This window comes from Terasakiella sp. SH-1 (genome assembly GCF_004564135.1).
GTDB lineage: Bacteria > Pseudomonadota > Alphaproteobacteria > Rhodospirillales > Terasakiellaceae > Terasakiella.
The window spans coordinates 2,508,258-2,526,262 of record NZ_CP038255.1; the positions used below are offsets into that span (position 1 = coordinate 2,508,258).

The 18,005-nt window shown below is 48.3% G+C and carries 20 protein-coding genes and 1 tRNA gene; 11 read left to right on the top strand and 10 right to left on the bottom strand.

Going from position 1 to position 18,005, the window contains the following annotated elements; genetic code table 11:
- The first annotated feature begins 10 nt into the window (after window positions 1-10).
- Window positions 11-1,849, top strand: coding sequence for a HAMP domain-containing methyl-accepting chemotaxis protein (locus tag E4K71_RS11595; RefSeq protein ID WP_167730492.1), 1,839 nt, complete (start codon window positions 11-13; stop codon window positions 1,847-1,849).
- A gap of 59 nt (window positions 1,850-1,908) precedes the next feature.
- On the opposite strand, the gene phnD is transcribed toward E4K71_RS11595, so the two are convergent.
- The 3 genes from phnD to msrP all read right to left on the bottom strand — a co-directional run bounded on the left by phnD (window position 1,909) and on the right by msrP (window position 4,450).
- Window positions 1,909-2,727, bottom strand: a complete 819-nt coding sequence (gene phnD, locus E4K71_RS11600; RefSeq protein WP_167730494.1) for a phosphate/phosphite/phosphonate ABC transporter substrate-binding protein — start codon at window positions 2,725-2,727, stop codon at window positions 1,909-1,911.
- Between the two features lie 179 nt (window positions 2,728-2,906).
- Window positions 2,907-3,506, bottom strand: a complete 600-nt coding sequence (locus tag E4K71_RS11605) for a protein-methionine-sulfoxide reductase heme-binding subunit MsrQ (RefSeq protein ID WP_135079735.1) — start codon at window positions 3,504-3,506, stop codon at window positions 2,907-2,909.
- A complete protein-coding gene (gene msrP, locus E4K71_RS11610; RefSeq protein WP_135079737.1) occupies window positions 3,503-4,450 on the bottom strand; it encodes a protein-methionine-sulfoxide reductase catalytic subunit MsrP in 948 nt (315 codons plus the stop codon). The genes E4K71_RS11605 and msrP overlap by 4 nt, the downstream gene beginning before the upstream one ends.
- A gap of 98 nt (window positions 4,451-4,548) precedes the next feature.
- Here msrP and E4K71_RS11615 point away from each other — a divergent pair, with 98 nt between their 5' ends.
- The 3 genes from E4K71_RS11615 to E4K71_RS11625 are packed head-to-tail and all read left to right on the top strand — an operon-like array spanning window position 4,549 to window position 5,386.
- A complete protein-coding gene (locus E4K71_RS11615) occupies window positions 4,549-4,752 on the top strand; it encodes a SlyX family protein (protein WP_135079739.1) in 204 nt (67 codons plus the stop codon).
- A gap of 12 nt (window positions 4,753-4,764) precedes the next feature.
- Window positions 4,765-5,007 carry a DUF1178 family protein gene (locus E4K71_RS11620; RefSeq protein ID WP_135079741.1) on the top strand — a complete coding sequence of 81 codons (243 nt, stop codon included), beginning with the start codon at window positions 4,765-4,767 and terminating at the stop codon, window positions 5,005-5,007.
- A 7-nt stretch (window positions 5,008-5,014) separates the two neighbouring features.
- The gene (locus E4K71_RS11625) at window positions 5,015-5,386 is read left to right on the top strand and encodes a DUF423 domain-containing protein (RefSeq protein WP_167730496.1); all 372 of its coding nucleotides are present in this window, start codon (window positions 5,015-5,017) and stop codon (window positions 5,384-5,386) included.
- Here the strand turns inward: E4K71_RS11625 and E4K71_RS11630 are convergent.
- The 5 genes from E4K71_RS11630 to E4K71_RS11650 form a co-directional block, all read right to left on the bottom strand.
- The gene (locus E4K71_RS11630) at window positions 5,358-5,756 is read right to left on the bottom strand and encodes a hypothetical protein (RefSeq protein ID WP_135079745.1); all 399 of its coding nucleotides are present in this window, start codon (window positions 5,754-5,756) and stop codon (window positions 5,358-5,360) included. The genes E4K71_RS11625 and E4K71_RS11630 overlap by 29 nt on opposite strands.
- A 108-nt stretch (window positions 5,757-5,864) precedes the next feature.
- A complete protein-coding gene (locus E4K71_RS11635) occupies window positions 5,865-6,173 on the bottom strand; it encodes a hypothetical protein (RefSeq protein ID WP_135079747.1) in 309 nt (102 codons plus the stop codon).
- A gap of 21 nt (window positions 6,174-6,194) precedes the next feature.
- Window positions 6,195-9,029, bottom strand: coding sequence for a DNA polymerase I (gene polA, locus E4K71_RS11640; RefSeq protein WP_135079749.1), 2,835 nt, complete (start codon window positions 9,027-9,029; stop codon window positions 6,195-6,197).
- Between the two features lie 48 nt (window positions 9,030-9,077).
- Window positions 9,078-9,797: a transporter substrate-binding domain-containing protein gene (locus tag E4K71_RS11645; RefSeq protein ID WP_135079751.1), complete on the bottom strand. Its 720-nt coding sequence runs from the start codon at window positions 9,795-9,797 to the stop codon at window positions 9,078-9,080.
- Between the two features lie 162 nt (window positions 9,798-9,959).
- The gene (locus E4K71_RS11650; protein ID WP_135079753.1) at window positions 9,960-10,142 is read right to left on the bottom strand and encodes a zinc-finger domain-containing protein; all 183 of its coding nucleotides are present in this window, start codon (window positions 10,140-10,142) and stop codon (window positions 9,960-9,962) included.
- Window positions 10,143-10,221: 79 nt separating this feature from the next.
- Between E4K71_RS11650 and E4K71_RS11655 the strand changes: the two genes are divergently transcribed.
- Together E4K71_RS11655 and E4K71_RS11660 are read left to right on the top strand one after the other, a co-directional pair.
- Window positions 10,222-11,223: an ABC transporter ATP-binding protein gene (locus E4K71_RS11655; RefSeq protein WP_240796800.1), complete on the top strand. Its 1,002-nt coding sequence runs from the start codon at window positions 10,222-10,224 to the stop codon at window positions 11,221-11,223.
- The gene (locus E4K71_RS11660; RefSeq protein WP_135079757.1) at window positions 11,207-12,181 is read left to right on the top strand and encodes an alpha/beta fold hydrolase; all 975 of its coding nucleotides are present in this window, start codon (window positions 11,207-11,209) and stop codon (window positions 12,179-12,181) included. Before E4K71_RS11655 ends, E4K71_RS11660 begins: the two co-directional genes overlap by 17 nt.
- 18 nt (window positions 12,182-12,199) lie before the next feature.
- Here E4K71_RS11660 and E4K71_RS11665 read toward each other — a convergent pair whose 3' ends face one another.
- Window positions 12,200-12,853, bottom strand: coding sequence for a glutathione S-transferase family protein (locus E4K71_RS11665; protein ID WP_135079759.1), 654 nt, complete (start codon window positions 12,851-12,853; stop codon window positions 12,200-12,202).
- A 120-nt stretch (window positions 12,854-12,973) separates the two neighbouring features.
- On the opposite strand from E4K71_RS11665, the gene E4K71_RS11670 reads away from it, so the two are divergent.
- Both E4K71_RS11670 and E4K71_RS11675 read left to right on the top strand, forming a co-directional pair.
- Window positions 12,974-14,359 (top strand): leucyl aminopeptidase family protein, encoded by a 1,386-nt coding sequence (locus tag E4K71_RS11670; RefSeq protein ID WP_135079761.1) that lies wholly within the window; start codon window positions 12,974-12,976, stop codon window positions 14,357-14,359.
- A 73-nt stretch (window positions 14,360-14,432) separates the two neighbouring features.
- Window positions 14,433-14,789: a MarR family transcriptional regulator gene (locus E4K71_RS11675; protein ID WP_135079763.1), complete on the top strand. Its 357-nt coding sequence runs from the start codon at window positions 14,433-14,435 to the stop codon at window positions 14,787-14,789.
- A 59-nt stretch (window positions 14,790-14,848) separates the two neighbouring features.
- On the opposite strand, the gene E4K71_RS11680 is transcribed toward E4K71_RS11675, so the two are convergent.
- Entirely contained in the window at window positions 14,849-15,862 is a 1,014-nt protein-coding gene (locus E4K71_RS11680; protein ID WP_135079765.1) for a complex I NDUFA9 subunit family protein, read from the bottom strand.
- 202 nt (window positions 15,863-16,064) lie between these two features.
- Here E4K71_RS11680 and E4K71_RS11685 point away from each other — a divergent pair.
- The 3 genes from E4K71_RS11685 to E4K71_RS11695 all read left to right on the top strand — a co-directional run bounded on the left by E4K71_RS11685 (window position 16,065) and on the right by E4K71_RS11695 (window position 17,980).
- A tRNA-Leu gene (locus E4K71_RS11685) sits at window positions 16,065-16,151 on the top strand.
- Between the two features lie 155 nt (window positions 16,152-16,306).
- Window positions 16,307-16,918 (top strand): ribonuclease D, encoded by a 612-nt coding sequence (locus tag E4K71_RS11690; protein WP_135079767.1) that lies wholly within the window; start codon window positions 16,307-16,309, stop codon window positions 16,916-16,918.
- Window positions 16,919-16,987: 69 nt separating this feature from the next.
- Entirely contained in the window at window positions 16,988-17,980 is a 993-nt protein-coding gene (locus E4K71_RS11695; RefSeq protein ID WP_135079769.1) for a KpsF/GutQ family sugar-phosphate isomerase, read from the top strand.
- Window positions 17,981-18,005 lie beyond the last annotated feature (25 nt).

Below are 18,005 nucleotides of genomic sequence, written 5' to 3' on the forward strand. Positions count from 1 at the left end.
GGGGGCTGACATGACAACAACAACAGAAAATACACAAGCCAAGAAAAAGGGCCTCGGTTTTAAAATCACCATGCTGGGGATTGTGCCTGTCTTACTGATGGCAACCTTGAATTTGGGTGTAAGCTACAAAAACGGTCTCTTGTTTCATGACACGATGACAACACTGGAAGAAAAGGCGAAAAATGCCGACAAGCTGGGAAATGCCAGCGCGGCAGTCAACAAAAGTCTGGTTAAAGTGCGTGATGACTTTGCCGCATTGGGCAATTTCCATCAAAAAAGCATTTTGCAAAGAAACCAGATGGCGGTTCATAAAACCCGTGAATTACGTGGCAATATGACCAACGTATTCACAGTGTTGCAACAAGATGTCGCCAACCTTGCAAAAACCTTGAACAGTGCCTCCATGCTTGAAACAAAGGGCAAGGCATCCGTACAGGAAACAAAACGCCTGCACTATTTGATCCGAACAGCAAATAACCTGCCACGCCTTTATGAACTTTATGTGGAAGCAAATGAGCGCAGCCTGAAGTTCCTCGGCAATCGCCGTGCTGACAGTGCGGCCAACAACTTTATTTATGAAGAAGCATCACGTCAGGCGGTTCTGCAAAAAACATTGGATCACAGCGCGGCGATTTTGGCCGAACTTCTACACGAAGTCCAAGCCAACGCAATGAAAAAGCGTACAGAATTTGAAGCAGATGTCCTGAACCAACTGGATTCGACCAAATACATCACCATTATTATCGTTGCTGTGGTCTGTGTTGTTCTTGTGATCTTCACCATCGGATTTGCATCTCGTAAAATTTCCAATCCTCTCACCAACATGGTTGATGCCATGGGCCGTTTGAGCCAAGGCGACCTTGAGGTTCAAATCCCGGAAGGCCAGCAAGATGAAATTGGTGATATGGCTGATGCACTGGACGTCTTTAAACAAAACCTGATCGACACAAAACGTATGTCTGAAGACCGGGAAAAAGAGCGTGTTCGCGTTGCTGCAGAACAAAAGGCACAACGCAATGAGCTGGCAGATGATTTTGAAAGTCAGGTTGGTGAAGTGGTCAATTCTGTTGCCTCTTCTTCATCGCAGCTACAGTCTACTGCAAAGGATATGAGCGAAATTGCCTCCCGCAATCAGGAACGTGCCGGTAATGCAACCCAGGCGGCCACCAATGCCACAACCAATGTGCATACCGTGGCATCAGCTGCAGAAGAGCTAAGCAATTCCATTAACGAGATTGCCCGCCAAGTTGCAGAATCATCAACCATGGCCTCTCAGGCAGCAAATCAGGCAACCCATACCAATGAAACCATGCGGGAACTGGCTGATGCCGCTGCCAAAATCGGCGAGGTTATCAATCTGATCACAGATATTGCAGAACAGACCAACCTGCTGGCCTTGAACGCAACGATTGAAGCCGCACGGGCTGGTGAAGCCGGTAAAGGCTTTGCTGTTGTGGCCTCGGAAGTGAAAAACCTGGCAAACCAGACTGCCAAGGCCACAGATGAAATCGCCCATCAGATCACGACTATCCAGGGGACAACGGAAAATGCCGTTGATGCCATTGATGAAGTCTCCAAGATGATTGACAATATGAACGAAGTGTCGTCTGCCATTGCTGCGGCTGTCGAAGAACAAGGGGCTGCAACACAGGAAATTGCATCCAACGTTGAACAGGCCGCACACAGTACGCAGGATGCCTCAAACGATATGGACCAAGTGGCCCAAAGTGCAAAACGTAACGGCAAGGCTGCTTCTGATGTTCTGGGTGCTGCCGAAGCACTATCATCACAATCCGATGCCCTTCGCACACAAGTTAATGACTTCCTCAGCCAAATCCGGGCTGGTTAAAACTCAACATTACAAAGAAAAAAGAGGGAAGACACCGTTTCAGTGTCTTCCCTCTTTTTTTATTGCTGTTTTTTATATTCCATCAATTCCCGTATCGGGATTAGCTGTTGATTATTAGACAGCTTAAACCCTGACCATTTCAACTGAGCCAGTCGTTTGCGTTCTGCCAGAACCCTCTCATCGCTTTTGCCTGATACTTTCACCCCATAAGAGAGCAGAAATTCTTCGACCTTATCTTTATAAACCTGCTTGATCGTTTTGCGGCGAATAATGGCATCTGAGGGTATCATCGGTGATTCCCAGATCACCTTTACCAAGGCAGCCTCATGAGGGAAACGTTCCTGAAAACGTTGAAAGGCTATACTGCTGATCGTTGCAACATCAACATCACCAAATACAACAGATTTAAAACTCTGCTCGTGATTTGCAGAATGCTGAATACTTAAAAAACGATCAAGCTTTTTACCTGTTTGAGCCTGAATATAATATGCAGGAACCAAAGTACCGGATGTGGACTTCTTGTTCCCAAAGGCAATTTTCAACTGTCGCGCAAAACCCATGACTTGTCGCAGGGAAGACAGCGGCTTGTCTTTCAAGGTAATTAAAACACTCTTATAGCCCGGTTCCCCCTGTTGATTGAGAACCTGCAAGAAGATTTCACTTTCTGTTTCATCCACCGCTTCAATCGCCAGCTTATTCCCCGTCCAGGCAAAATCAACAGCCTCATTTTCCAAAAACCAGATAACACTTTTATAGTCATGCATTGTCACCGGAACAACACGCACCCCTAAATACTCAGATAAATCCGTTAAAACCGGGCTCCATATTTCAACCAGCGTTTTTTCATTGGCTGAACCTTGCAAACCGAACCTCAACACATCAGTTGCCTTGACAGGAAATGAAAAACCTATAAGTGTAAAAATACATATAATAAAAAGGGCTGGCATAATCAGGGAAGCTCAAACAATATTTGGAGTTTCCTGAATTTGCGGGATCGTACCTTCAATCACAAGTGCAAAAATGCGCCATATTGTTTCAGAAATGTAAACAGGTTAACTTACGAATGATACGGTCGACGAAAAGCCGATACATTACGATAAAAGCGCTCCCCCAAAAGGAAAATAAGGACAGCCATATAGAGTAAAGGCTCGCGCACATCGGCCTTAACCAATAAAAAGAAATGCACAACCCCAAAGACAGCAATGACATAGACCAGCTGATGTAGTTTCTTCCACCGTGCAGGCCCGATTTTACGCACCATTGCCTTTGGTGACGTTACAGCTAACGGGATTAAAAAGATAAAGGCTGCCATTCCAATCGTAATATAGGGGCGTTTCACAATATCCTTCCAGATTGTTGCCCAGTCAAAAAAATGATCAACCCCGATATACACAGACAGGTGTAAAAAACCGTAGAAAAATGCAAACAGCCCAATCATCCGGCGATAGCGCATAACCCCGTTCCATCCGGTTAAACGTCGCGTGGTACTCACAGCCAGCCCCAATAACAAAAAGCGCAAGGTCCAGTCCCCAAGGTCACGCAAGACATATTCAATCGGATTTGCCCCAAGCTTGCCTGCAAAAACACCATAAACCAGCCACAGAAATGGGCTGAAGAAAACGAGAAAAACAACGGGCTTTAGTGACAGTTTTTTCAATAGAATTTCCTCAAATCCATCTCTTTATAAAGGCTTGCGACTTCTTCCCCATAGCCATTGAACATCGCAGTGGGTTGGCGGAAGAATTCACCAATGCGGCGTTCTTTTGCCTGTGACCAGCGCGGATGATCCACACCCGGATTCACATTGGCATAAAATCCATATTCGCTAGGGGCCTGTTTCATCCAGGTCGAGGTTGGCTGATCTTCGACAAAACGGATACGCACAATGGATTTAATCGACTTAAAACCATATTTCCACGGCACAACCAAACGCACAGGTGCCCCGTTTTGCGCAGGCAGTTCTTCCCCAAAAATACCTGTGGCTAAAATGGTCAACGGGTGCATCGCCTCATCCAGGCGCAACCCTTCGATATAGGGCCAAGGGATAATGGGGTATTTCTGGCCGGGAAATTGTTTTTCATCCACAAGGGTGGTGAATTCCACATATTTTGCTTTGGATGTCGGTTCAAACTTTTTCAGGATTGCAGCCAATTCCACGCCAACCCAGGGAATCACCATGGACCAGGCTTCCACACAGCGCATGCGATAAATGCGCTCTTCCTGTTGATACTGACTAAACAGGTCTTCGATCCCCAAAGTTCCCGGCTTATGACAATGTCCGTCAACCTGAATGGTCCAGGGCCGGGGCTTGAAATTGACAGAATTATCCAAAGGGTCGCTCTTGCCTGTGCCAAACTCATAAAAATTATTGTAGCTGGTCACTTCATCATATTTGTTGGTTGGCTCATCCGTGCTGAACGCACTGGGAATAATGCCATCAATCTTTTTAGGCAAAGCTGCCTGCACAGACCAGGGCATCAAGGCCGCACCAGCAATGGCACCGGCCGACATTTGCAGAAAACGGCGTCGATCCATATAAAGCGATTTCGTGGTGATTTCGAAGGACTTCGGGTCACTGGCAATGGTATTTTTAATCAACATGGTGCAAAACTCTTATAAAAGATTACCTATTCTCTAATGTAATATGGTAAAGAATTTTGCGCGCCCCACATTTGATAACTTTTTCGTGAGCTAAAACATTGTCTGTCGAAGACCGTATCGTCGATCTTGAAATCCGCCTGACCCATCAGGACAATACTATTGACGACCTCAACAAAACGATTTTCGAGCAATGGCAGGTGATTGACCAGCTCACCAAGGATGTCCATTCACTGAAAGAACGCCTCAAGGCACTTACTCCCAGTGAGATTGATGACGCCCCCTATATTCCCCCCCATTATTAAAAGGTCGGTTCCATGATTAAATACACATTGCAATGTAATGATGGTCATGTCTTTGAAGACTGGTTTGCCAGCTCTTCCAAATTTGATGAACTCTCAGCTAATCATGAACTGAGCTGCCCACAATGTGGGTCTACTGAAATTACAAAAACCATCATGGCCCCCAATGTGGCCTCTGCCCCAGCAGCTGCACCTGCCCCAAGCTGCGCTGCAGCTGGCGGATGCAGCAACATGGGTTGCCCGGCCATGCAAGGCTAAACACAAAATGCGCATCTGGATTATTCTGGCTGGGCTTATGGGGGCTCAAGCCGTTATTGCCGGAGCAGTTTCCGCCCATGCTGATTTAACGGAGTATGGCCGCGAGCTGATCGACAAGGCTGTCCAGTATGAAATCTGGCATGCGCTTGTCTTGCTATTTGTTTCGATCCTTTGTCATGAAAAATCCCGTCTACTTTTGGCTGCGGGATGTTTTTTTACGATCGGCATCGTTCTTTTCTGCGGCACGCTTTATCTCAAAGGCTTCTGGGAAATGAGCCTGTTTCCCCTATCCGCCCCCATTGGAGGAAGCTGTTTCATCCTTGGTTGGCTTAGCCTAGTAGCCTACGGTCTTAAGCGTTCCCGATCAGCTGACCTTTAGTCAAAGGCTCAAGTGAAGACAGGTTCACATTAAAGACGTTATGTTCATAACGTACCGTCAAGGCGATCCCGCCAAACTGGGTAGGGCTGACAATCTTGCGGGCCTTACGTGGCAAGGGAATACCTGCCTTTTTGGAATAAAGCACAATCACCGCAATGGTTGTCGCATGATCAAAGACCTTGCGAGAGACTTCATCGTTGGCGATACAGGATACTTTGGCAACAATATTAAACTCGTCACCCCCCATGACCTTAATCCCGCTGACACTGGCATTGTTATCAGCCCCCCCTTGCGAACGGGCATGATAAAAAGCCAACGCTTTTCTCAATTCAATTTCGCTAAACTCAATCCGCCGAACTTCAACAGGCATTTTCAATCACCATTTTCCATTATTTGGTTTATATAGTGATCTAAAAAAACACCTCTAACATCCCCAATATAGGTGAGAATACGTAGTTGAGGTGTTCCAACTTCGGCCTCAGGCCATTTTAATCAACATTGTCAGGCTCTTACCCTCAGCTTTCAAAACCTTTTTACCATTTTTGGGCACCATGATCTTTTTTTGCTGACAAAAGATCAACAAGGCTGCGATCATATCTTTTGTTCGCAGTTTCAACGGTTGAGCCAACACATTATCAAAGATAAGTATCAAATAGCCCCCCGGCTCTTCCGTCACCCCTTTAAGGGGGGCTTTGGGGATATCCAGCTGTGCCTTTTCCCCTAAAACCCCAAGTGCTGCCGAAATTTCTTCGCCATTAAACACAATTTTTCTTAGCTCGTTTGCCATTTTTCCTGTCAGAGCCCAGCCTTAATGTGCTTCCTGCCAGTTTTGTCCCGTTCCGATATCAACAACCAGTGGCACGCTTAAATCTGCGGCTCCCTCCATTACCGTTTTCAGAACCTCTTTTGTTTTTTGTTCTTCTTGAGGAAGAACTTCAAGCACGAGTTCATCATGTACCTGTAGCAAAAGCTTAGAAGAAAGCCCTGCTGAGTTCAAGGCATCGGGTAATCGGATCATAGCTTTCTTGATGATATCAGCCGCTCCGCCCTGAATGGGGGCATTGATGGCAGCGCGTTCACCCATGGCACGCAAGGCCCCATTTTTATCATTAATCCCCGGAATAAAACATTTACGCCCCATAAAGGTGGTGACATAGCCATTTTCCCGAGCTTCTTCCTTCGCAGATTCCATAAATTTGCGAATGCCCGGATATTGCTCGAAATACGCATTGATGTATTCCTTGGCCTCATCGTTGGTAATGCCCAACTGTTTAGCCAAACCATATTGGCTTTGCCCATAAATAATCCCGAAGTTAATCGCCTTGGCATTGCGACGCACCATCGGGTCCATCCCTTCAACAGGTACACCAAACACCTGAGAAGCCGTCAGGGCATGAATATCAATGCCTTGATGAAAGGCTTCTTTCAGGGCCTCAATCCCGGCCACATGGGCAAGCAGGCGCAGTTCAATCTGCGAATAATCCGCTGCCATCAAGATCTTGCCTTCTTCGGCAACGAAAGCGCGGCGAATGCGCCGTCCCTCTTCTGTTCGAATCGGGATGTTTTGCAGGTTCGGATCACTGGAACTCAAACGCCCCGTCGATGTCACCGCCTGTTGAAAAGACGTATGCACCCGCTTGGTCTTGGCATTTACCTGCGCAATCAACGCATCGGCATAGGTACTTTTCAATTTGGACAGCTGGCGATATTCAATCACCTTGACCGGAATATCATGGCCTGCATCCGCCAGTTTTTCCAACACACTGACACTGGTTTGATAGGCCCCGGTCTTGCCCTTTTTCCCACCGGGGAGTTCAAGATCATCAAACAGCACTTCACCGAGCTGCTTGGGCGAAGCAATATTAAATTCCTTCCCCGCCAATTCATGAATTTCTTTTTCCAGTTCCGCCAAACGACCAGTAAATTCTTCACTGATGGCATGGAGTTCCTGAACATCCACACGAATGCCATTTTGCTCCATCAACGTTAAAACCGGAATTAACGGGCGTTCCAGCATTTCATAAAGGGTAACATTGCGTCCCTCTGCCAATTTTGGTTTCAGCAGCTTGTGCAGACGCAAAGTGATATCGGCATCTTCGGCGGCATAATCACGTGCCTTGTCCAGTTCCACCAGATCAAAAGTAATCTGCTTTTTACCTGTGCCGCACACCTCTTTAAATGGAATCGGGCTCACACCTAGATGCATATCGGCCAGCACATCCATATTATGCTTATGGGTTGCCCCATCATTGATGTAGGACAGCACCATCGTGTCATCAATCGGAGAGACCTGAATGCCACCATTATCCGGATTGGCTAACACCAGCATGTCATATTTGATATTTTGGCCTACCTTAAGAACCGTTTCATCTTCCAGCAGGCTTTTCAGCAAGGCAACCGCCTTGTCAAAATCCACTTGCTCAGGAGCCTTGGCACTCTCTTCCTCATCGCCAAACAGCGAGGTTTGTTCCGCCTGTGCAGATTTATGGCGCAATGGAATATAACATGCCTTACCCACTTCATAAGCCAGAGATACCCCGACCAAATTGGCGCTTGTCGCATCCAGACTATCGGTTTCCGTATCTACAGCCACCGTGCCTTTCAGACGGGCACCTTCCACCCAGCGCGACAGGCTGTTTTCATCCTGCACCAGCTCGTAAGCTGTTTCTTTCGGCGAAAGTTCTGCCTGGGATGGTATCACAATCCCCCCGCCTTGACGCTCAGCCCCTTCTTCACCAGCAGCAACTTCAAGTCCGAATTTGGAAGCCACCCGGCCTGTCAAAGATTTAAAGCCTTGCTCTTCAAAAAAGCCGATCAGCTTTTCTGCATCCAACTGCTGATTGGCAAAATCAGAAAGCGGTACTTCAATCGGCACATCCTGGCATAAAGTCACCAATTTTTTGGAAATACGTGCCATTTCAGCCTGTTCAATCAAACGTTCACGGCGTTTTTTCTGCTTAATTTCAGGAGCACGTTCCAGCAGAGTTTCCAGATCACCATATTCATTGATCAACAGGGCCGCTGTCTTGGGACCGATCCCTTCCACACCGGGAACATTATCGGAACTATCCCCAGCCAGTGCCTGAACATCCACCACACTTTCCGGGCCAACACCAAACTTTTCCACGACCTCATCATGTTTGATGATTCGGTTTTTCATGGTGTCATACATGCAGATATTGTCATCAACCAGCTGCATCAAATCTTTATCAATGGACACAATCGTCACATCTGCGCCCATGGCAGATGCCTGTTTGGCATAAGTCGCAATCAGGTCATCGGCCTCATACCCCGCCATTTCCACACGCGCCACATTAAAAGCTTCCACGGCTTCACGCACCAGGTCAAACTGCGGTATCAAATCTTCCGGCGGGGGTGGACGGTGCGCCTTATATTCCGGGTATACATCGTTTCGAAAGGTCTTTCGCGCCGTATCAAAAACAACCGCCACATGGTCTGCATCCGTATCACTAAGCAGCTTCATCAGCATGGAACAGAACCCATAAACAGCCCCAACAGGCGTGCCGTCTGCACGGGTCATGGGGTTACGCATATTGGCAAAATAGGCACGGAAGATGAAGCTGGAACCGTCAATCAGATAAACATGTTCTGGCTTCGCATTGGGTGTCGATGTATCAGTCATGAGGATGACTATAACGAGATGTCTTTTTTGGGCAATAGCTTTTCGCCCTTATTCGCACAGTCCGGAATACGCCCCGATATTTTCGTTCAACACACGTTTCTGGATTTGGGCCAATTCACCGGACTGTTGCATCGCAGCCAATTGTTTTTCCAAATCATGGACCAAGTACTGATGGCGATGGTGGACCATGTGGAATTCATCAAAACTGGCAATATTGGATTGACAGAATAATTGTGTTGGCTTGACCCGGCTTGCACTTTCCAACCCATCCAAGCGGCCATAAACCAGCAGGTCAAAACGTCCCTTGGCCAACATCTTCATCCCGATATCAAAAGAACTGACAAGATCCCGATGCGGGCCTGTTAATTTACTTTCCACATATTTATAGCCACGATAGGTGGCAACAGAACGGGCGTTAATATCTTGCCAATCCTGAATATTATGAATCGGCTTCACCGCAAAAACAGCAACCTGGAATTCCCATAACGGCACATTCACTTTCACCAAATTTCGGTTTTTCGCCATGACTTTTTCAAGGCGCATCACAACCCCGTCATTATGGCCGGAATTGCTTTCTGTTAAGGCGCGTGTGCCCGGGCGTTCCCTGACCTGAATATCATGTCCCAAACGGCTATAGGCGACTTTCAAAATTTCAGCACCAATTTTATCCATCAAGGATTTTTCGCGGGCACTAAACGTAAAAGTCTCCGCTCCTGCGGGCAACGCGCCCCACAGCAATATACTCAGGAACAGGATGTATCTCGGCATTGAGCTTACTTATGTCATTATTTTATTTTCAGACCTCCCATAATACAAAAGAAGTATATTTAATGAAAGTTTTTCTTAAAATTAATCTAAAATAAAAAAGAGGAACTTCGATTGACAAAGCCCCTCTTCCTTCTAAATCAAACCTGCTGCTTAGAGCCACTTCTAATGGTCATGCAGCTGCACGCCTTCTTTTAACCGATAATGTTTGGAGCAATAAGGACAGATCACCTCATAGGATTCTTGTTGTTTCAGACTTAAGAAAACACGCGGATGGCCTGCCGCCTCCCCATCACCGTCACAGGCAACCGATGCGGTTTCAACCTCGATAATTTCTTCGGACTTCATGATTGCCCCCTAAAAACGTTGTCATATTCTCCACTCAATGATACCGATTGCACAAATAGATTACAACCGGAGCCAACCCGTGACCGCTTCTCCTGCCCATACAGATCAAAACAACGCTTCCTTCTCATCCCCCAAAGCTGCGATTGAAGTCAAAAATCTTTCCAAAACCTATAAAAGTGCTTACGGGCAACCGGAAAAGCATGCCTTAAACGATGTCAGCTTAAGTATCCCACAAGGGTCTTTCTTTGCCCTTTTAGGACCAAATGGGGCGGGAAAGTCCACTTTCATCAACATTCTGGCGGGCCTTGTCATTAAAAGTAGCGGGGATGCCAAAATCTGGGGCTATGATATCGAAGACCAGATGCGTGCTGCCCGTCGTTCCATCGGGATTGTCCCTCAGGAACTCAATCTCGATCCATTTTTCACCCCACGTGAATTGATGGAAGTCCAGGCCGGACTTTATGGCGTGCCCAAAAGCCAGCGCCGCACCGATGAAATTTTGGAAGCCGTGGGCCTGAGTGATAAGGCCGAATCTTATGCACGTACCCTGTCAGGTGGCATGCGTCGTCGCTTGCTGGTTGCCAAGGCCATGGTTCATTCTCCACAAATTCTGGTGCTGGATGAACCAACTGCTGGCGTGGATATTGAACTTCGCATACAGCTGTGGGACTATGTGCGCGAACTCAACCGCCAAGGCACCACGATTTTGCTGACCACCCACTATCTGGAAGAGGCTGAAGAGCTATGTGATAAGGTCGCCATCATCAATCATGGTCGTTTGGTCGCCTGTGATGAAACACAGACTCTGCTGTCAAAAATGGATGCCAAGGAACTGAGCCTCACAGTGGCCGAAGACTTAAGCGACGTACCAGAGTTACTGCGCGGTCACGGATATAAAGTCGCCTTACAAGACGGCAATCGCCTCAGTTTCCAATATAGCCCCTCCAAGGTGGAAATCGGCAAAATCCTTGATCTGGTCTCTCAGGCTAAGCTCACCGTATCTGACCTGACCACCAAGGAAAGTGACCTTGAAGATTTATTCCTGCGCCTGACCCGTGAAGACAATGCTCAGAACACTTAGCGCCCTCCTCTTACTATTTTTCCTGATCGCCTGCGCCCCGCATATGGAAGGGGCCGGCCCCAAAACGGGTGAGGCTGATATTGTCGGGGATGTCATCCAGACCGCAGATGGCACCCAGCTCCCCTTGCGCAGGTGGGAGCCCAACAGCGCACCAAAAGCTGTTTTGCTGGGGGTGCATGGTTTTAACGATTACGGTAATTTTCTCATGCCCGGCTTCCCGGACTATTTGGCCGAAAACGGGATATTGCTGATTACCTATGACCAGCGCGGGTTTGGACAAACGGCCAATCGGGGCCTGTGGGCAGGCACCCAAACTTTTGTGAACGATCTGGCCAGCATTATCCATCTCATCCATGCGCGTTACGAACATCTGCCACTCTATGTCATGGGGGAAAGCATGGGCGGGGCCATTGTCATGAATACCATGGCCCGCATCAAGCCCCTCCCCGTTGAGGGGATTATTCTATCAGCCCCGGCGACTTGGGGAATGCAGGTTTGGCCGTGGTATCAAAAGCTGGCCCTTTATACGCTCAGCCATACCCTGCCGTGGCTCAAGCTCAGTGGTGGCGGGATCTTACAACCCACCGATCATATCGAAAACTGGCACAACTGGTCACGCGATCCACTGGTCATTCGCGCCACCCGCGTTGATGCGGTCTACGGGGTCAGCCAAACCATGGCAGATGCCTTAAATGCCAGCCCAAAAATCACGACACCGACCTTGCTGCTCTATGGGGCCAAGGATGAGGTCATCCCTGCGATTGCCACAAAGACCATGCTGTCTTCAATGACCATCACCCCAACCTTTGCCTTTTACGAAAATGGCTGGCATTGGCTCCCCCGAGACAAGAATGCACAAACCGTCTGGGCCGATATTCTCAGCTGGATCAATGACGCACAACAGCCCCTGCCTTCCGGTGCCGATATGGATAGCCGGAAGCGTTTAGAGATGCAGTAACACGTCGCTCTCACACCTTTACAGCTCAACCGCCTCAATCACCCATTCTTCACTGGCCGCCGCTGTGGCCCATTCTTCCATGGAACTCAACGTCCAGACCGCCTGCATATAATCTGCTGCCACGCCCTTGACCTCAATCCCATAGCTCCTAAACCGGGCAACAACCGGGGCAAACATCGCATCTGCAATGCTAAAACTGCCAAACAAGAACGGCCCAGCCTGCCCAAAACGTTGGCGACAACTGGTCCAGATTTCAATAATCCGGCTGATTTCTTCCTGACACAATCCACTGGGCTCAAAGCCATCAATGGTGCGCCGGATATTCATCGGCATGTCATTGCGGATATTGAAAAAGCCGGAATGCATTTCATAAGAAACCGAACGGGCAATGGCACGCGCTTCACTGTCCTTGGGCCAAAGGTGAGCCTCTGGGTTTTGCTCATTTAAATATTCACAAATGGCCAGTGAATCCCAGATTTCCTGATCCCCTGTTTTAAGGACAGGTACCTTGCCAGACGGTGAATGTTTCAACAATTCCTCTTTAAAGTCCCCTTCAAATAACGGCACGATGATTTCATCAAAATCCAGCCCGATATGTTTAAGAACCAGCCATGGTCGCAGGCTCCAGGAGGAATAGTTTCTGTTTCCAAGAATAATCTGAAGTTTCGGCATAACGTTTCCCTTTTCATCTGTTACACCACTGTGTTCAGTCTATCATAATTTATAGTTGTCGCCCAAGGCGTTAAGCTTCATTATGCACAGAAATCGGCAAATGAAACAAAAGGATCCCCCATGGCTGCCCTTGACTATCTGGTTGAAAAAACAGACGAGAAAACCATTACCCTGCTTCCCGTTTCTGTCAGCGACTTTTCAGACTGGCTGGAAGATCAGGATAAAGACCTGAAAAACTGGGTAGCGGCCAATGATTTCAAACCATCCGGGGGGGCAACGCTTGCCTTGCCGGGAAGAAAAGGCACCATTGAAAAGGTTCTAGTCACTATCAGCACAGATCAACTGATGTGGGATTACGCGGCCCTGCCCGCCAAACTGCCCAAAGCTACCTATAAGATCAAAGGACGCTTAAAGGCAGATGACGCCACAGCAGCCTGTCTGGGATGGGCGTTGGGGACTTACAGCTTTGATTGGTATAAGGAAACCACCAAGGAATTTGCCAGCCTGATTCTGCCTAAAAACGTAGACCAACAAACCGTTCAAGCTTTGGGCGAAGGGATTGAACTCACCCGTGACCTCATCAACCTGCCTGCTGCCGATATGGGGCCTGTGGAACTGGCCCAAGCGACCATGGATCTGGCCGAAGATTTTGATGGGGCCTGCGATGTCATTATTGATGACGGGCTACTGGATGAAAACCTGCCTGCTATCTACGCGGTGGGCAAAGGGGCCGCAGATGACCGTCGCCCCCGTTTGATTGATCTGACATGGGGCAAAGACAGCCATCCGAAAGTCACACTGGTGGGCAAAGGGGTCTGTTTCGATTCGGGTGGATTGGATATCAAACCAGCGCAATTCATGAAACTGATGAAAAAAGATATGGGCGGAGCTGCCCATGTTCTGGGGCTTGCCAAAGCCATTATGATTGCCAAATTGCCTATTCGTCTGCGCGTCCTGATCCCGGCGGTGGAAAATGCCGTATCTGACAAGGCGATGCGCCCGTTGGATGTGGTTGATTCGCGCAGCGGCAAAACCATCGAAATCGGCCATACCGATGCCGAAGGCCGTGTCGTACTGGCCGATGCGCTGACATTGGCAAGCGAAGAATCACCGGAATTTATCATTGATTTCGCCACCCTGACCGGAGCAGCACGGGTGGCTTTGGGCACCGAACTACCAGCGCTGTTCTCCAACAATGATAATTTGGCGAGTGATCTTCTCAAAGCTTCTCAATCAGAAGGCGATCACATGTGGCGCCTGCCCTTGTGGAAACCCTACCGAAAATCCATTGATGGCAAAACCGGAGATATTTCCAACGAATCGTCAATGCCTTATGCTGGTGCGATTACAGCAGGTCTTTTTTTGGAAGAATTCATTGGGGAAACAAAGGCTTGGGCACATCTTGATGTCATGGGATGGAACACGGCAAGCAAGCCGGGACGCCCCGAAGGCGGTGAAGCCATGGGCCTGCGTGCAGCTTTTGCGATGATAAAAAATCGCTTTTAACAAATATTAAGTATTGCCCTTATAGACTAGCTTACGTAAATATGTTCGAAACCGTAACGAAATGGCGAGTAACATGGCTGTAGAACTCGAGCCGGTCCAGTCACTGGACCTTTGGCGAAAAGCAATTGTAGAAAGTGTACGCCGCGATGGGCCTGATCTGTCTGCGCGTCAAATGGCTTTGTTGTTAACTGTTTATCTAACACCACCACCTCACACGGTGCGTGGCCTGGCAGAAAGCATGAATGTGTCCAAACCGGCAATCACCCGCGCTTTGGACCGACTCGGCCAAATGGAACTGCTGCGTCGTAAAGTCGATGATAACGACCGCCGTAGCGTGCTGGTTCAACGTACGGTTAAAGGGTCTGTCTATTTGCGTGAATTCGGTGAAATCATCGTACAAAGCGCACAGACATTGGGTGAAGATAAATAAATCCTGTATATAAATACGAAGATAGCTCCAAAAGGCGAATCCCTATTGGAGCTTTTTCTTTATAAACGGCGTTCCACGTGACGCGGCTGGTTTTTCAGCTCTTTATAACGCCCCAAATATGTCGGTAAGATCACATCGGCCAATGTGGGTTCAACCCCAAGGTCCTGTAGTGTCAACGTACCTTCCGACACCACATTATCGCTTTCCAGCATTAAAACCTGATCCCCCGTCAAGGGCGGCTTGGGCAAGAACCCCAAAACCCCGCCAAGAATCTTCGCAATTGGAAAGGCGACGGGGGCCAGCAAACGTTTACGTTGGGTGTATTTTAAAACGCGCTTCATAATACCCATAAACGTCATGACTTCCGGGCCACCTAATTCATAGGTTTTTCCCTTCGCAGTCTCGTTATCAATGGCATTGACTGCTGCTTGAGCCACATCACCAACATAAACGGGCTGAAGCTTCGCCCCGCCATCCCCGTACAAATTAACCTCTAAATCGCCGTCAAAAGAAACCTCAGGAATAAGCGGTGCCCCCATGACAGGTAAGGCGGGGGCAAAACGAGACATGGCAGCAAATTTGTTGAAAAAATCATCTTCCGGACCAAACACGACACTGGGACGCAGGATCACAGCCTTGGGATAGGCATGAAAGATTGCTTTTTCACCTGCCCCTTTTGTGCGGGCATATTGGGCCTCCGCCTGATCATTAGCCCCAATGGCAGACACATGGATAAGGTTGCTTACCCTCGCTGCTGCACAAGCCTTGGCGATGTTATGAGCCCCTTCCACATGAACCGCATCAAACGTCTGCTTGCCCCATTGGGATAAGAGCCCAACCAGACTATAGACCACATCAGCCCCTTCCACAGAACGTGCAACCATCTCGCTATCGCGTACATTACAGGCTTGCAAGAGAATCTGGGCGGGATTGCCATAGGGTTTCAGATACATGGCGGCTTCCACATCACGAACAGCGACACGAACCGTGTATCCCTGCTGGGCCAAACGTTTGACAATATGGCGTCCTAAAAAGCCGGAGCCCCCGAAAACTGTCGCAATACGGCGTCCCATACTCACACTCCCTTATGTTGGTTTAACAAGCTGAAGCTTATTTCCCTCTCTAAATTTATATACCTGATAGATAGGGACGACAACCGCAGGATTTCAACAACCCCATAAGCTTTTTAAAAAAAGTTTCAGTTTTCCGTTGACAAGTAGGTTGGTGGGCACTAAAAACCCGCCATCCCGTGAGGGACAGATCATATTGAAAGTTGCCCAGGTGGCGGAATTGGTAGACGCGCTAGCTTCAGGTGCTAGTTCTCGCAAGGGAGTGGAAGTTCGAGTCTTCTCCTGGGCACCATTCAAATGATGATAAAAATTGCGCCGCTATCCGGCGCTTTTTTTTTGCAAAAAATCACTCATTTCATCCCTATTCTTTACAAGTCTGCCCTTCTCTTCCTCGGCAAACTTCTGTAGAGTATGCAAAACTATTTCTGAAAAAAGTGAGTAAAACCTGTGACTATTGAAGTACATTACGGCGATCTTCCCGCTGATGTGGATTTTGGCAAGTCCGTTGCCATTGATAGCGAAACAATGGGGCTTAATCCGCATCGCGACCGTTTATGTGTTGTTCAATTGTCCAGCGGGGATGGCACAGCCCATCTGGTTCACTTTAAAGAACCTGTCTATGACGCGCCGAATTTGAAAAAACTTCTGGCTGATCCATCTGTTGAAAAGCTGTTTCACTTTGCCCGTTTTGACGTCGCGATTATTGAGAAATATCTCGGCATCACCTGTAGCCCGGTTTACTGCACCAAAATTGCATCCAAGCTGGTGCGCACCTATACGGACCGTCACGGACTGAAAAACCTGTGCCACGAACTTTTGGGCATTGATTTGTCCAAACAGCAACAATCATCTGACTGGGGAACGAACGAACTTTCACCAGAGCAGATCAAATATGCAGCCTCAGACGTGCTGTACCTGCATCAACTGCAAGAAATTCTGGAAAGCATGCTTCAGCGTGAAGGTCGCAAAGAAATGGCCCAAGCCTGTTTTGACTTTCTCCCCACCCGTGCCCGCCTTGATCTGGAAGGCTGGCCGGAAACAGATATTTTCTCTCATTAAGAGCACCTCTTTTTTTAGTGTTTGCCAGTTCATTGGCCCATCTGATTTAAAATTTAACCAAAGACCCTCATGGCCCTGCTCACCCGTATCGCAAAATCACGTTCTGCCGACCAAGATCTGGAAACGGCCAAGCGCGTTCTCAAACTGGAAGCCGACGGCTTAAGCGCCTTGGCCGATACGCTGGGGACAGAATTTGGCAATGCTGTGGAAATTCTGGCAAAAGTTAAAGGGCGCATTGTCGTCACAGGCATGGGTAAAAGCGGTCATATCGGTCGTAAAATTGCTGCTACATTAGCCTCAACGGGTGCCCCAGCCTTCTTTGTCCACCCTGGTGAAGCCAGTCATGGCGATTTGGGCATGGTGACACAGGCCGATGCTATTTTGGCCCTGTCTAATTCTGGTGAGACCGGGGAGCTTTCTGATTTCATTGGATATTCCAGCCGTTTTGCCATCCCGATGATTTCCATTACATCACGTGCGGCCAGTACCTTGGCAGAAGCCGCAACTATCTCTCTCGTCCTGCCTGCTTCACAAGAAGCCTGTCCACTGGGCCTTGCACCGACCACATCAACTACTATGACCTTGGCCCTTGGAGATTGTCTGGCCGTTGCCTTGCTGGAACGTCGCGGATTTTCGGCTGATGATTTCCAGCAATTTCACCCCGGTGGCAGCCTTGGCAATCAACTGATGAAAATCAAAGACCTGATGCACAGTGGGGAAGCCCTGCCCACCGTTAACACCGACACCCGCATGAGTGATACCCTGTTGGAAATCACCGCCAAACATTTTGGCTGCGTTGCTGTGGTTGATGATCAAAACAAGCTGTTGGGCATTATCACCGATGGGGATTTGCGCCGCCATATGACAGATGATTTGATTCAAAAGTCGGCTGGCGATATCATGACCACAGGTGCAAAAACAATTAACGCAAGCGCATTAGCCGTTGAGGCTCTTGCCATCATGAATGAAAAATCCATCACCAGCCTGTTCGTTGTGGAAGAAAACGAACAACTGGACGGGATCATTCATATTCACGACTGCCTGCGTGCAGGCATTGCTTAAACGCAAGAACATATAATAGGGACGC

Excerpts from the sequence above, each read along its gene's own strand:
- E4K71_RS11595 (WP_167730492.1), top strand. The coding sequence starts at position 11 with ATGACAACAACAACAGAAAATACACAAGCCAAGAAAAAGGGCCTCGGT.
- msrP (WP_135079737.1), bottom strand. The coding sequence starts at position 4,450 with ATGTTGATTAAAAATACCATTGCCAGTGACCCGAAGTCCTTCGAAATC.
- E4K71_RS11620 (WP_135079741.1), top strand. The coding sequence starts at position 4,765 with ATGATTAAATACACATTGCAATGTAATGATGGTCATGTCTTTGAAGAC.
- E4K71_RS11625 (WP_167730496.1), top strand. The coding sequence starts at position 5,015 with ATGCGCATCTGGATTATTCTGGCTGGGCTTATGGGGGCTCAAGCCGTT.
- E4K71_RS11630 (WP_135079745.1), bottom strand. The coding sequence starts at position 5,756 with ATGCCTGTTGAAGTTCGGCGGATTGAGTTTAGCGAAATTGAATTGAGA.
- E4K71_RS11635 (WP_135079747.1), bottom strand. The coding sequence starts at position 6,173 with ATGGCAAACGAGCTAAGAAAAATTGTGTTTAATGGCGAAGAAATTTCG.
- polA (WP_135079749.1), bottom strand. The coding sequence starts at position 9,029 with ATGACTGATACATCGACACCCAATGCGAAGCCAGAACATGTTTATCTG.
- E4K71_RS11645 (WP_135079751.1), bottom strand. The coding sequence starts at position 9,797 with ATGCCGAGATACATCCTGTTCCTGAGTATATTGCTGTGGGGCGCGTTG.
- E4K71_RS11650 (WP_135079753.1), bottom strand. The coding sequence starts at position 10,142 with ATGAAGTCCGAAGAAATTATCGAGGTTGAAACCGCATCGGTTGCCTGT.
- E4K71_RS11660 (WP_135079757.1), top strand. The coding sequence starts at position 11,207 with ATGCTCAGAACACTTAGCGCCCTCCTCTTACTATTTTTCCTGATCGCC.
- E4K71_RS11665 (WP_135079759.1), bottom strand. The coding sequence starts at position 12,853 with ATGCCGAAACTTCAGATTATTCTTGGAAACAGAAACTATTCCTCCTGG.
- E4K71_RS11670 (WP_135079761.1), top strand. The coding sequence starts at position 12,974 with ATGGCTGCCCTTGACTATCTGGTTGAAAAAACAGACGAGAAAACCATT.
- E4K71_RS11675 (WP_135079763.1), top strand. The coding sequence starts at position 14,433 with ATGGCTGTAGAACTCGAGCCGGTCCAGTCACTGGACCTTTGGCGAAAA.
- E4K71_RS11680 (WP_135079765.1), bottom strand. The coding sequence starts at position 15,862 with ATGGGACGCCGTATTGCGACAGTTTTCGGGGGCTCCGGCTTTTTAGGA.
- E4K71_RS11695 (WP_135079769.1), top strand. The coding sequence starts at position 16,988 with ATGGCCCTGCTCACCCGTATCGCAAAATCACGTTCTGCCGACCAAGAT.